At 69.3% G+C, this 12,951-nt stretch carries 14 protein-coding genes and 1 pseudogene; all 15 read left to right on the forward strand.

Going from position 1 to position 12,951, the window contains the following annotated elements; all coding sequences use genetic code 11:
* Positions 1-130, forward strand: a pseudogene (locus AB0H64_RS34675) (ATP-binding protein); the annotation flags it as partial.
* Between the two features lie 55 nt (positions 131-185).
* A complete protein-coding gene (gene ffh, locus AB0H64_RS34680) occupies positions 186-1,742 on the forward strand; it encodes a signal recognition particle protein (protein WP_357633098.1) in 1,557 nt (518 codons plus the stop codon).
* A 400-nt stretch (positions 1,743-2,142) separates the two neighbouring features.
* The gene (gene rpsP / locus AB0H64_RS34685; protein ID WP_357633100.1) at positions 2,143-2,583 is read left to right on the forward strand and encodes a 30S ribosomal protein S16; all 441 of its coding nucleotides are present in this window, start codon (positions 2,143-2,145) and stop codon (positions 2,581-2,583) included.
* Between the two features lies 1 nt (position 2,584).
* Positions 2,585-2,830: an RNA-binding protein gene (locus AB0H64_RS34690; RefSeq protein ID WP_020546537.1), complete on the forward strand. Its 246-nt coding sequence runs from the start codon at positions 2,585-2,587 to the stop codon at positions 2,828-2,830.
* Between the two features lie 69 nt (positions 2,831-2,899).
* Positions 2,900-3,403 carry a ribosome maturation factor RimM gene (gene rimM / locus AB0H64_RS34695; RefSeq protein WP_357633103.1) on the forward strand — a complete coding sequence of 168 codons (504 nt, stop codon included), beginning with the start codon at positions 2,900-2,902 and terminating at the stop codon, positions 3,401-3,403.
* A gap of 35 nt (positions 3,404-3,438) precedes the next feature.
* Positions 3,439-4,233 carry a tRNA (guanosine(37)-N1)-methyltransferase TrmD gene (gene trmD / locus AB0H64_RS34700; protein ID WP_357633283.1) on the forward strand — a complete coding sequence of 265 codons (795 nt, stop codon included), beginning with the start codon at positions 3,439-3,441 and terminating at the stop codon, positions 4,231-4,233.
* A gap of 139 nt (positions 4,234-4,372) precedes the next feature.
* Positions 4,373-4,735: a 50S ribosomal protein L19 gene (gene rplS / locus AB0H64_RS34705; RefSeq protein WP_310710717.1), complete on the forward strand. Its 363-nt coding sequence runs from the start codon at positions 4,373-4,375 to the stop codon at positions 4,733-4,735.
* 141 nt (positions 4,736-4,876) lie between these two features.
* A complete protein-coding gene (gene lepB / locus AB0H64_RS34710) occupies positions 4,877-5,791 on the forward strand; it encodes a signal peptidase I (protein WP_357633106.1) in 915 nt (304 codons plus the stop codon).
* Positions 5,791-6,399: a signal peptidase I gene (gene lepB, locus AB0H64_RS34715; protein ID WP_357633108.1), complete on the forward strand. Its 609-nt coding sequence runs from the start codon at positions 5,791-5,793 to the stop codon at positions 6,397-6,399. Before lepB (AB0H64_RS34710) ends, lepB (AB0H64_RS34715) begins: the two co-directional genes overlap by 1 nt.
* 54 nt (positions 6,400-6,453) lie before the next feature.
* Positions 6,454-7,122, forward strand: a complete 669-nt coding sequence (locus AB0H64_RS34720; RefSeq protein WP_357633111.1) for a ribonuclease HII — start codon at positions 6,454-6,456, stop codon at positions 7,120-7,122.
* A gap of 39 nt (positions 7,123-7,161) precedes the next feature.
* On the forward strand, positions 7,162-7,485 hold the full coding sequence (locus AB0H64_RS34725; RefSeq protein ID WP_026215037.1) for a DUF2469 domain-containing protein: 324 nt from the start codon (positions 7,162-7,164) through the stop codon (positions 7,483-7,485).
* Positions 7,486-8,054: 569 nt separating this feature from the next.
* A complete protein-coding gene (locus AB0H64_RS34730) occupies positions 8,055-8,408 on the forward strand; it encodes a YraN family protein (protein WP_357633115.1) in 354 nt (117 codons plus the stop codon).
* On the forward strand, positions 8,409-9,944 hold the full coding sequence (locus AB0H64_RS34735) for a YifB family Mg chelatase-like AAA ATPase (protein WP_357633118.1): 1,536 nt from the start codon (positions 8,409-8,411) through the stop codon (positions 9,942-9,944).
* A 367-nt stretch (positions 9,945-10,311) separates the two neighbouring features.
* Entirely contained in the window at positions 10,312-11,379 is a 1,068-nt protein-coding gene (gene dprA, locus AB0H64_RS34740) for a DNA-processing protein DprA (protein ID WP_357633121.1), read from the forward strand.
* Positions 11,380-12,005: 626 nt separating this feature from the next.
* Positions 12,006-12,947, forward strand: a complete 942-nt coding sequence (locus AB0H64_RS34745) for a tyrosine recombinase XerC (RefSeq protein WP_357633287.1) — start codon at positions 12,006-12,008, stop codon at positions 12,945-12,947.
* The last annotated feature ends 4 nt before the right edge of the window (positions 12,948-12,951 follow it).

Raw genomic sequence — 12,951 nt, forward strand, 5'->3', positions numbered from 1 at the left:
GACGCTGGCGCCGCACATCCCGCTGGTGCGTCTGGACGCGCGCTCCAAGGACTCGGTCAAGAGCGCGCTGATCAACCTCGTCGAACACGCGCTCACGGTACGGATGGCCGTGCCAGGCTGGAGCGGCTGACGGAGCGGCTAGGCTGAGTTCAGACCTACATTCGCTTCGAGGACTGGCCAACCACGTGTTCGAGACGCTTTCCGACCGGCTGACATCGGTCTTCTCCTCCCTCCGATCCAAGGGTCGGCTGTCTGACGCCGACATCGACGCCACCACCCGCGAGATCCGCATCGCGCTGCTCGAGGCCGATGTCGCGCTGCCGGTGGTCAAGGCATTCGTCGCCCAGGTCAAGGAGCGCGCCCGCGGCGTCGAGGTCTCCCAGGCGCTCAATCCGGCGCAGCAGGTCGTCAAGATCGTCAATGACGAGCTGATCGAGATCCTCGGCGGCGAGACCCGCAGGCTCCGCTACGCCAAGACGCCGCCGACGGTCATCATGCTCGCCGGCCTCCAGGGTGCCGGAAAGACCACGCTGGCGGGCAAGCTCGCCCGCTGGCTGCGCGAGCAGGGCCACGTGCCCATGCTGGTCGCCGCCGACCTCCAGCGGCCCAACGCCGTCCAGCAGCTCCAGGTCATGGGCGAGCGCGCGCAGGTCGCCGTCTACGCACCCGAGCCGGGCAACGGCGTCGGCGACCCCATCGAGGTGGCCCGCCGCTCCATCGACGAGGCCCGGCGGCAGCAGCACGACATCGTCATCATCGACACCGCCGGTCGCCTCGGCATCGACCAGGAGATGATGAAGCAGGCCGCCGACATCCGCGACGCGGTCTCGCCCGACGAGGTCCTGTTCGTGGTCGACGCCATGATCGGCCAGGACGCGGTCACCACCGCCCAGGCGTTCATGGAGGGCGTCGGCTTCGACGGTGTCGTCCTCACCAAGCTCGACGGCGACGCCCGCGGCGGCGCCGCCCTCTCGGTCCGGCACATCACCGGCCGGCCGATCATGTTCGCCTCCACCGGTGAGAAGCTCGAGGACTTCGACGCCTTCCACCCCGACCGGATGGCGTCCCGCATCCTCGACATGGGTGACATCCTCACCCTGATCGAGCAGGCGCAGAAGACGTTCGACGAGGACCAGGCCGCCAAGATGGCGGGCAAGCTCACCTCGGGCGAGAACTTCACCCTCGACGACTTCCTCGAGCAGATGATGATGGTCCAGAAGATGGGCCCCATCAAGAACCTGCTCGGCATGATGCCCGGCATGGGGCAGATGCGTGACCAGCTCAACGCCATCGACGACCGCGACCTCGACCGCATCGCCGCCATCATCCGCTCGATGACCCCGGCCGAGCGCCAGGACCCGAAGATGATCAACGGCTCGCGGCGCGCCCGCATCGCCGCCGGCTCCGGCGTCACGGTCACGGCCGTCAGCAACCTCGTCACCCGCTTCTTCGAGGCGCAGAAGATGATGAAGCGCGTGGCCGGCGGCATGGGCATGCCCGGCATGCCGGGCGGCCGGGGCAAGGCCGCCAAGCAGCAGAAGAAGGCCAAGAAGGGCCGCCGGGTCAGCGGCGACCCGCGCAAGGCCGCGCTCGGCAAGGCCCAGGCCGCCGACACCGACGGTCCGGCCGCCACCCCCAAGCCGGGCGGTCTGCTGGGCAACCTCGGCGGCAAGCTGCCGCCGGGCATGGAGCTCCCGCCGGGCTTCGACCCCACCAAGCTCAACCTGCCCCGCCAGAAGTAGCGCCTCCACGCCGCTCCCCGGATCGCCTCGGGGGAGCGGCGTCGGCATGCACGCGGACGGCCGGTCACCGCCGACCCGGCCCCGCGGTGCCGCGGGCTCCGCGTCCGGCGCTCACGCTCCGTACACCGATGTGGCGGGTTCTCGGGTGGTGGGACGCCCGCAGGTCTCACCGTGCCGCCAGGCGGGGGAGGCTCCCCACAGGGCGAGCGTGGCCGGGACGTGCGCGTCGTGTCGCTGGCAGTGTCTGGGATCTGGCAGAATGACATGTTGGAACATCGTGACCAGTCGGGTGCCCTCTCACCTCCCGGCGGCCACGCCTGTCCCTGGAGCGATCGTCCTGCCGTGCCCCACTCGGCGAGGCGCCGCTCACCCGCGCTCAAAAGCAGGAGAGACCACACCCGTGGCAGTCAAGATCAAGCTCAAGCGGCTCGGCATGATCCGCAACGCTCAGTACCGTATCGTCGTCGCCGACAGCCGCACCAAGCGTGACGGCCGGGCGATCGAGGAGATCGGCCTGTACCACCCGAAGCAGAACCCCTCGCGCATCGAGATCGACGCCGAGCGGGCGGCCTACTGGCTGGGTGTCGGCGCGCAGCCGACCGAGCCGGTGCTGAAGCTGCTCAAGCTCACCGGTGACTGGCAGAAGTTCAAGGGCGAGCCCGCCCCTGCGCCGCTGAAGGTCGCCGAGCCGGCGGCCGACCGCCACGCGCTCTACGAGGCCGCGGCCAAGGAGACCCTGTCCGGTGGCGACACCGGCACGGCCGCCACCACGCCGAAGAAGGCCAAGAAGAAGGACGACGCCGAGGCCGCCGCCGAGACCCAGACCGAGGGCGAGGCCTGACGTGCTCGAGGAGGCTCTCGAGCACCTCGTGAAGGGCATCGTCGAACATCCCGACGATGTCCGGGTCCGCGCACGCCGCATCCGTAGCGGGCGCGTCCTGGAGGTCCGGGTGCACCCCGAGGACCTGGGCAAGGTCATCGGTCGCGGCGGGCGCACCGCCAAGGCGCTGCGCACCGTGGTGAACGCCCTGGCCGACGGGAAGTACGTACGGGTCGATCTGCTCGACCTGGACGAAGCAGTCCGTTAGCGTCAGGAATTCGCGCCCTCATCGGTCTCGTTCCGATGGGGGCGCTCGCGTGAGAGAAGGCAGGTACACGTGCAGCTCGTCGTCGGCCGGATAGGCCGCCCGCACGGCATCCGTGGTGACGTGACCGTGGAGGTGCGCACCGACGATCCCGAGCTGCGCTTCGCCGTCGGCGCGTCGATCGCCACCGACCCTCCCGGCAGAGGGCCGCTCGTCATCGAGGGCCGCCGCTGGCACAAGGACGGGCTGCTGGTCAGCTTCGCCGGGGTGGAGGACCGCGACGCGGCCGAGGGGCTGCGCGGCACCATGCTCGTCATCGACTCGGCCGAGGTGGAGCCGTCCGACGACCCCGACGAGTTCCACGACCACGAGCTGATCGGGCTCGCCGTGGTGACGGCCGCGGGGGAGCCGGTCGGTGAGGTGACCGACGTCCTCCACCACGGCCAGGACCTGCTCGTCATCGCCCGGCCCGGCCAGGACGACGCGCTCGTCCCGTTCGTGCGCGCGCTCGTGCCCGAGGTTGACGTGCGTGGCGGGAGGCTCGTGATCGATCCCCCCGAGGGGCTGCTGTCATGACCGCGGATCCGCACGACGGGCGTACGCCTCCGGGCATGCGGCTCGACATCATCTCCATCTTCCCCGAGTACTTCTCCCCGCTCGACGTCTCGCTCATCGGCAAGGCGCGCGAGCGCGGCACCCTGGACGTACGGGTCCACCAGCTGCGCGACTGGGCGCACGACGTGCACAGGACCGTCGACGACACCCCGTACGGCGGCGGACCCGGCATGGTCATGAAGCCCGAGGTGTGGGGTGAGGCCATCGACGCGGTCGTCGGCGACGGCGCGGCCTCCCACGGGACGCCGCGGATGATCGTGCCGACGCCCAGCGGCCGGCCGTTCTCCCAGGAGATCGCGCAGGAGCTGGCGGCCGAGCCGTGGCTGCTGTTCGCGTGCGGCCGCTACGAGGGCATCGACTCGCGGGTCATGCACGAGTACGGCGCCAGGATGCGCGTCGACGAGCTGAGCATCGGCGACTACGTGCTGGCCGGCGGCGAGGTGGCGGTGCTGGTCATGGTGGAGGCGGTCGGCCGGCTCCTGCCGGGCGTGCTCGGCAACGCCCACTCGGCCGTGGACGACTCCTTCGCCCCGGGCGCCATGCGCAACCTGCTCGAAGGCCCTGTCTACACCAAGCCGCCGGTGTGGCGCGGCCACGAGGTCCCGGACGTCCTCCTGTCGGGACACCACGGGAAGGTCGCCCGGTGGCGCCGCGACCAGGCGCTGCGCCGTACCGTCGCCAACCGGCCCGAGCTGGCGGCGGCGATCGACCCCGCGACGCTCGACAAGCACGACCGGAAGCTGCTGGATGAGCTGGCGTTTCGCGTCGGGCCGGAAGATATGGCACACTGAAGCGTTGCCAACCATCACGTGGTTGGTCTGCCATGCCCGGGAGAGACTCCTGGGCGTCGATCACATCAGCAAGCGTGTCCGCCGCGAGCTCAGGCCGGGTGGACCTCCGCGTGCTCGCGAGACTTTGAGGACATCTCTCATGCACACGAAGATCCAGGAGCTCGAGAAGACGACCCTGCGCAGCGACGTGCCGGACTTCCGTCCCGGTGACACGCTCGAGGTGCACGTGCGCGTCGTCGAAGGCAACCGCTCCCGTATCCAGGTCTTCAAGGGCTTCGTGCTGCGCCGCCAGGGCAGCGGCGCCCGCGAGACCTTCACGGTCCGCAAGGTCAGCTACAGCGTCGGCGTCGAGCGCACCTTCCCGGTGCACAGCCCGGTCATCGAGAAGATCGTGCTCGTGACCCGCGGCGACGTCCGCCGTGCGAAGCTCTACTACATGCGTGACCTTCGCGGCAAGGCCGCCCGCATCCGCGAGAAGCGTGACGCGACCCCCGCCAAGTAAGTCCAGCTTCAGCCCATGGCCCGCGTCCTGCGCGGGCCATTCGGCTTTACCGGGGCAATTCCTTTATGCGGAGCGACTCGGGCTCGGGTGTAACGTCGGTCGAGGTCTGTCGAGCCGGCGCATCATCTAGGCTCGTCAGCGATGAGTAGTGAGAGCCAGGAGCACGGCGCGTCGCGCCGCCCTGTCAAGGACGAGGTGGACGTGGTCGCGGAAGAGACACAGAAGCCAGCAAAAGGCGATAAAAAGGACAAGAAAGGGTCGTTCTGGAAAGAACTGCCTGTCCTGGTCGTTGTGGCGCTGGTGCTGGCCCTGATCATCAAGACCTTTGTGATCCAGGCCTTCTACATCCCGTCCGAGTCGATGGAGAACACTCTCCTCAAGAACGACCGGGTCCTGGTCAACAAGCTCGTCTACCACACGCGCGACATCGAGCGCGGCGACGTGGTGGTCTTCTCCGGGGTCGACTCCTGGGACGGCGAGTTCGAGATGGAGGAGCCCTCCAACCCGATCGCCGCCTTCTTCCGCTGGGTCGGCACCGCCTTCGGCGTGGTGCCCGGCGAGAAGGACTACATCAAGCGGGTCATCGGCGTGGGCGGCGACCACGTCAAGTGCTGTGACGCCAAGAACCGGATCACCGTCAACGGCGTGGCGATCGACGAGAACAGCTACCTCTATCCGGGCAATGTGCCCTCCGACCACTCCTTCGACATCAAGGTGCCCGAGGGGCGCCTGTGGGTGATGGGCGACCACCGGGTCGTCTCGCTGGACTCGCGGGCTCACACGGGTGACCCCGGGGGCGGCTCCATCCCCGTCGGCCAGGTCATCGGACGGGCGTTCGTCATCGTGTGGCCGTTCTCCCGAGCCACCACGCTCGACATCCCCGCCACCTTCGCCCAGCCGGCCCTGCAGGCGCTGGGCGACTCGGCTCCGCTGCTCGCCGGGTTCGCGCTGGCCACACCCCTGTTCCTGATCCGCCGGCGACGGCTGCCCGGCGCCCTGCGGCTGCGTCGTCCGCGCCGCACCGACGACGGCGCCGAGCTCCCCTGGAGACGTTGATGGTCGGCATCAAGAAGTCGGAGGCCGGGCGCGACAAGCCGAAGAAGAAGGGCGGCGGCCTCCGCGAGACCGTCCTGCTGCTCATCCTCGGCGTGGGCATCGCGCTGGTGCTCCAGCAGTTCGTGATCGGGTCGTTCTACATCCCGTCCGGGTCCATGGAGAACACCCTGGAGATCAACGACCGGGTCTTCGTCAACAAGCTCGCCGGCAAGCCCGAGCGGGGCGACATCGTCGTCTTCAAGGGGTGGGACAGCGACGGCCGGGAGGACACCATCAAGCGGGTCATCGGCGTCGGCGGTGACAAGGTGGCCTGCTGCGACTCCAAGGGGCGCGTCACGGTCAACGGCACACCCCTGGAGGAGTCGTCCTACCTCTATCCAGGCGACAACCCCTCCGGCAATTCGTTCAAGTACACGGTGCCGCCGGGCAAGCTCTGGTTGATGGGCGACCACCGCAGCAACTCGCGTGACTCGCGCGCCCACGTGGAGGAGCCCGGAGGCGGGTTCATCTCCGAGGACGCGGTCATCGGCACGGCGGTCCTCCGCTACTGGCCGCTGTCGCGCGGGCTGATCTTCACCAAGCCCGACACCTTCGCCGACGTCAAGTAGGGCCGGGGTTCCGGTCGCGGTTCGCGGCCATTGGGGCGTACGCTGCCTCTTGTCATGACTGTTGCGTTCCGCCCCCGGCCCAGCGTCGTCCGGCGCGACTCCGGACTGTACGCCTACGAAAGGGCGCTCGCGCGCCGCGGCCTGACCCCGATCGCGGGAGTCGACGAGGCAGGCCGGGGAGCCTGCGCCGGACCGCTGGTCGTCGCCGCGGTCGTCCTGCGCAAACAGATCGACGGGCTGGGCGACTCCAAGCTGCTGTCGCCGGCCGTACGAGAGCGGCTGTACGAGCAGATCGTACGGTCCGCCCATGTGGGCGTCGTCGTCATCCCGCCCACCGAGATCGACGCGCGGGGGCTGCACCGGAGCAACATCTCCGGAATGCGGCGCGCCGTCGCGCGGTTGACCTGTGACCCGGAGTACATCCTGACCGACGGCTTCCCGGTTCCGGGGCTGCCGGCGCCGTCGCTGGCCGTGTGGAAGGGGGACCAGGTGGCCGCCTGCGTGGCGGCCGCGTCGATCGTGGCCAAGGTGACCAGGGACCGGATGATGGTGGAGCTGGACGGCGAGTTCCCGGCGTACGGGTTCGCCGACCACAAGGGCTACGTGACGCCCGGCCACCGCAGGGCACTGGAGACGCATGGCCCATGTCCGCACCACCGTTACTCGTTCGTCACGGTGGCCAGGGAGATGGGCGAGAATGAATGGGGGGCCGGGGTTGCCTGACCGGGCACGCCGGGGGACCGGTACGACAGGAGGACCGCGATGAGCGCAGAAGATCTCGAGAAATACGAAACCGAGATGGAGCTGCAGCTTTACCGCGAATACCGCGATGTCGTCGGGCTGTTCACCTACGTCGTGGAAACGGAGCGGCGCTTCTACCTGACCAACTCGGTCGACCTCGACGTCCGCACCGCGGAGAACGGGGATGTCTTCTTCGACGTGAAGATGCAGGACGCGTGGGTGTGGGACATGTACCGGCCGGCGCGGTTCGTGAAGAACGTCCGCGTGGTCACGTTCAAGGACGTCAACGTGGAGGAACTCGCCAAGGCCGACCTGGAGATGCCCAAGGAGGGCTTCTCCGGCTGACCCGCACCGGCCTCTGCGCCCGCCCCTGGCCGCCGCCTCGGTGGCGACGGTGAGGGCCTGGCCGCCGGGTGATTCACATGGGGCGTCCCTGGGTCGGGGCGCCCCTTCCGTATGTGCATCGCGCCGCTCGCCTCAACGCCCGCCCGCCCGCACCGGCCGCCGCTTCCCCGCCCGCTCGCACCGGCGGCTCAACCCTGGGCGGCTCGCTTCCACGCCCGCCCGCAGGCCCGCCCCCTTCCACGTTTCGGCCGCACCGGCGGCTCAACATTGGGCGGCTCGCTTCCACGCCCGCCCCCTTCCACGTTTCGCCCGCCCGCACCGGCTACTCGCCCCATGGGGCGCTCACTTCCACGCCGACCGACACCGGCCGCTCGTCCACGTGCTCACTCGCGACCGGGGGCTCATCCAGGGAGCTCCCCCCGGCGGCGTCGCCCACCAGCGTCCGCCCGCCACTCCAGCCCCCCTTGTCCACAGCCGTCGTCCCCCTCCTACCCCCATCCCCAGAACCTCGTTCGGCCCCACGCCGCCACCCCCCATCCGCGAAAGTCGGTGCCCGGAGGTGCTGCCACATGGCCACGAAGAACGAGCTCGGAAGACACGGCGAGCAACTCGCCGTCGACTACCTCACATCCGAGGGACTCACCATCATCGACCGCAACTGGCGATGCCGTCACGGCGAGATCGACATCATCGCCGAAGACGGTCCCACGCTGGTGGTGGTCGAGGTCAAGACCCGATCGGGCCGCTCCCACGGCACTGCCCTGGAGTCCGTACGACCGGCCAAGCTGAGCCGGCTCAGAATGCTCGCGGCCCAATGGCTGACGGGCCAGCCGCGCAGGTTCGAGACCGTGCGGGTCGATGTGATCGCACTGGAGCGCTTCGCGGGCGACTACTCCCTTCTCCATGTCCGGGGGGCGGTCTAGATGGCCGTGGCACGCACCCGCAGCGTGGCGCTGGTCGGTGTGTCCGGCCGCAGCGTCGAGGTGGAGGCAGACGTCGGCAACGGCCTGGCCGGCATCCATCTCATCGGCTTGCCCGACACGGCGCTGTCCGAGGCCCGGGAGCGGGTCCGTTCGGCCATGGTCAACAGCCGTTACCCCTGGCCCGATGCTCGCATCACGGTGAGCCTGTTCCCGGCCAGCCTGCCGAAGCGGGGCAGCCAGTTCGATCTCGCCATCGCCGTGGCAATCCTCGGCGCAGCGGGTGTGATACCGGCCGAGCGCATCGCCGAGCCGTTCTTCCTGGGGGAGCTCGGCCTCGATGGGCGGCTCAGGCCCGTACGCGGCGTGCTGCCGTCCGTTCTGGGCGCCGCCAAGCATGGCGAGGTCACTGTCGTGATCCCCTCGGCCAACGCGGCGGAGGCCGCCCTGGTCCCCGACGTGAAGATCATGCCCGTGTCCGACCTGCGACAGCTCGTGGAGTGGCTGCGCAAGGGAGATCCGCCGCCGGCGCCCCTCCCGTTCGACCTCACGGACCCGGTACGGCCCGCGGTCTCCCCGGCCGTCGACCTTTCGGACGTGGTCGGCCAGCCTGTCGCGCGCCGGGCCCTGGAGGTCTGTGCGGCCGGTGGCCACAATCTCTGGATGCTCGGTCCGCCTGGCACCGGCAAGACGCTGCTCGCTGAGCGCCTGCCCACCCTGCTGCCGGATCTGGAGCTCGACCACGCGCTGGAGGTGACGGCCATCCACTCCGTCGCCGGCGTACTCCCGTCCAACAGCCCCATGGTCAACAGACCGCCGCTCGTGAGCCCGCACCATACGGCCACATCAGCCGCCATTGTGGGCGGAGGCAGCACCATCGTGCGACCGGGGGCCGTCTCCCTGGCCCATCGGGGAGTGCTGTTCATGGACGAGGCTCCGGAGTTCCCGCGCCATGTGCTCGACGCTCTCCGTCAGCCCTTGGAGTCGGGTCAGGTGACGGTGTCGCGGTCCGCCGGGTCAGTGACGTTCCCCGCGAGGTTCATCCTGGTCATGGCCGCCAACCCCTGCCCGTGCGCCCAGCCGCAGGACAAAGCCGACAGCTGCACCTGCACTCCCACCATCAAGCGCCGCTACCTCGGCCGGCTCTCGGGCCCCCTCATCGACCGCATCGACATGAAGGTCACCGTGGCGCGTTCGTCCCGGCGCGAGCTGATGGCGGACCGCCAGTTCGTCGAGTCGAGCACGACCGTGGCGGCCCGCGTCCTCAGCGCCCGGCAACGGGCGGCCGAACGCCTGTCCGGCACTCCGTGGCGTACGAACGCCGAGATCCCGTCCGCCGCACTGCACGCCGACTACCGGCCCAGCGACGAGGCGATGAAGCAGGTCGCGTCCTGCCTCGACTCGGGCGCACTCAGCGCCCGCGGCCTCGACCGCGTCGTCAGAGTGGCCTGGACCCTCGCCGACCTCGCCGGCAAACCCCAGCCAGGCCCCGACGAAACCGGCACCGCCCTGGCCCTGTGGATGGGGTTGAACTCATGACCACCAGCGTCCCCTCCTCACGGTGAGACCGGCGAGATCCACGTCATCACCGACACCATCGGCATGGGAACGGCAGAGGACCACCACCGGCTCCTGGACGGTCGGCCCATTTCCTCATCCCATCCGTGCAGGCGAGTTTCCATCCCACCAGTGCAGGCAAGGTCACATCACGATCATGAACAGTGCCGAACTCGAGGCGAGGGCCGCTCTCATGCGTGTCGCCGACGCCGGAGACGCGATGATGGGCCGCCTTGTGGCTCACTCCGGCGCACCAGCGGCCGTTCGCGCCATCCGCGAGCGCACGATACCTCCGGAGTTCGCGGCGCGGGAGACACAGCATCAGCCCTCGACCAAACTCGATCAACGGTTGAGCACCTGGCACGCCCGCCTGGCCGCGGCGGATTCTGCGGCGGCCCCGGAGGTCGACCTGGTGGCGGGTGAGCGGCTCGGTGCGCGGCTGATCGTGCCCGGGAGCCCGGAATGGCCCACGCAGCTCGACCAGCTCGGCGCCGCCAGGCCACTGGGTCTGTGGCTGTACGGAACGGTCGATCTGCGGTTCTCCTGTCTGCGCTCCGTGGCGATCGTCGGCGCACGGGCGGCAACTCCGTACGGGGCGCACGTGGCCGCCGAGTTCGGGCTCGGACTGGGAGAGGACGGCTGGACCGTGGTCTCCGGAGGCGCCTACGGCGTGGACGGCGCGGCCCACCGAGGGGCACTGGCCTCGGACACCCCGACGGTCGTCGTCCTGGCCTGCGGTGTCGACATCTCGTACCCTCGCGGCCATCACGAGCTGTTCGCGGCCGTCCGTGACCAAGGGGTGATCGTCAGCGAGTGCCCGCCCGGCGTACACCCCACGCGTGCCCGCTTCCTGATCCGCAACCGGCTGATCGCCGCGCTTTCACGCGGCACCGTGGTCGTGGAGGCGGCACTCCGCAGCGGCGCCCTCAACACGGCCACCCATGCCCTTGGGCTGAACCGCCACCTCGCCGCCGTGCCCGGCCCGGTCACGTCCACGCTGTCCGCCGGATGTCACCGCCTCCTGCGCGAACGTAAGGCGACCTGCGTCACGACGCCCGAGGAGGTGATCGAGCTGGTGGGCACGATCGGAGGCGACCTCGCTCCCTGCGCACGCGGCCCGGCCGTTCCGAGAGACGCCTTGAGCGAGGTCACCCGGAAGGTCCTGGACGCCGTCCCGTCCCGAGGCGGCACCGGCCCGGCCAGCATCGCCCTGTCAGCGGGCGTTTCGCTGGACGCGACCCTCAGCGCCCTCGGCGGCCTGGCCGCCGCCGGCTACGTCGAACGCGTGGAGAAAGGCTGGCGCCTCCGCCGAGCCTCCGCTTCGTACCGCAAAGCGGACACCGCCCTCCCCGACCCGGCCAATTCCGCAGGCGCAGACACTTTCATCGAACCTCCGCCGTGTGCCGTACCGACGTAGGGTGCCGAACCACCCACGAGCGTCGAACCGACGTCGAGCGTCGTATGACCGACGCGTGTCGAACCACCTACGAGCGTCGAACCACCTACGAGCGTCGAACCACCTACGAGCGTCGAACCGCCCATGAATGTCGAATGACCAACGAGCCTCGAACCACCCAGGGGTGTCGAACCACCCACGAGCCTCGAACCACCCACGAATGTTGAACCGACGTCGAGCCTCGAACCACCCGCGAACGTCGTACCAACGTCGTGTGTCGTGCCGCCATCGAGTGCCGAACCACGCACGAACGTCCCACCCCCGGCGAGCGTATGCGGCCCCGCACAGGCTTTCGGCCTCGGCCGACATCAACGCCCCCATGGTCTTCATCGTGGATCGCGACAAGTCGGGGTCCCCGGTCTCGATCTGCCGTGGCTGGCCATCGCTCAGGCATCACACTGGTGTCCACGGCCATCGTCGTCTCCTTCGATTTTCACTTTGCCCTTCGAAGGATCAAGCGATGGCCGTCTTCATTTCATAACGCCCCCACCAGGACTGAGCCATCCCTAAGGGCGCGAGCCGCGCGCTATCTCAGCTGGGTCGCCTGGTCGGTGAGTATTGGCTCAGATCGGGCACGAGGCGCCATGATGGGTACCAAAGCTGCCGATGCGTCCGATGCCGGCCATGGGGGTGAAGTGAGTCAGGAAGCGAACCTTGGCGAAGTCCTCGCCGAATTCGACAGGTACCTGCGTCGCGAACGAGACCTTTCACCGCATACCGTCAGGGCCTACCTGTCGGATGTCGCGTCCTTGATGGCGCACCTCGACGCCCGGTTCGACTGTCTGGACATCGCTACGCTGCGGGAATGGCTGGCAGGCCAGCACGCCGAGGGAAAGGCGAGGGCGACTCTCGCGCGGCGCACCGCGTGTGCCCGTACGTTCACCGCCTACTGTCACCGCCGAGGCTGGCTGCCGGATGACCCGGGTCTGCTGCTCGGCAGCGCCAAGGCGCCTCGTACCCTCCCCGCGGTACTCGACCAGAGTCAAGCACGAACCGCTCTGGACCTGCCGACGACCGACGACCCCAAAGAACTCCGCGACCAGGCGATCCTGGAGCTGCTGTACGCGACCGGCGTACGGGTGAGCGAACTGTGCGCGCTGGACGTGGACGACGTGGACCGCGATCGCAACGTCATCCGGGTGCTCGGCAAAGGCCGCAAGGAGCGTTCGGTACCCTTCGGCGGTCCCGCCCTGCGGGCCCTGGATCGCTGGTGCGTACACGGTCGCCCGTTGTGGATCCGCCCACACTCGGGGGCGGCGCTCTTCCTCGGAACCCGAGGCGGCCGAATCGACCCCGGCACCGTCCGCAGAGCCGTACACGGAAGGCTGAGAACGGTGGAGGGCACGCCCGACCTGAGCCCCCACGGCCTTCGACACAGTGCCGCCACCCACCTGCTGGAAGGAGGCGCCGACCTTCGCAGCGTCCAGGAACTGCTCGGCCACGCCTCACTCAACACCACGCAGATCTACACCCACGTCTCGATTGACCGCTTGCGCGCCGCCTACCGCCAGGCCCACCCACGCGCCTGAACTC

Origin of the sequence: Nonomuraea sp. NPDC050733, from assembly GCF_040654215.1 — a bacterium.
Lineage (GTDB): Bacteria > Actinomycetota > Actinomycetes > Streptosporangiales > Streptosporangiaceae > Nonomuraea.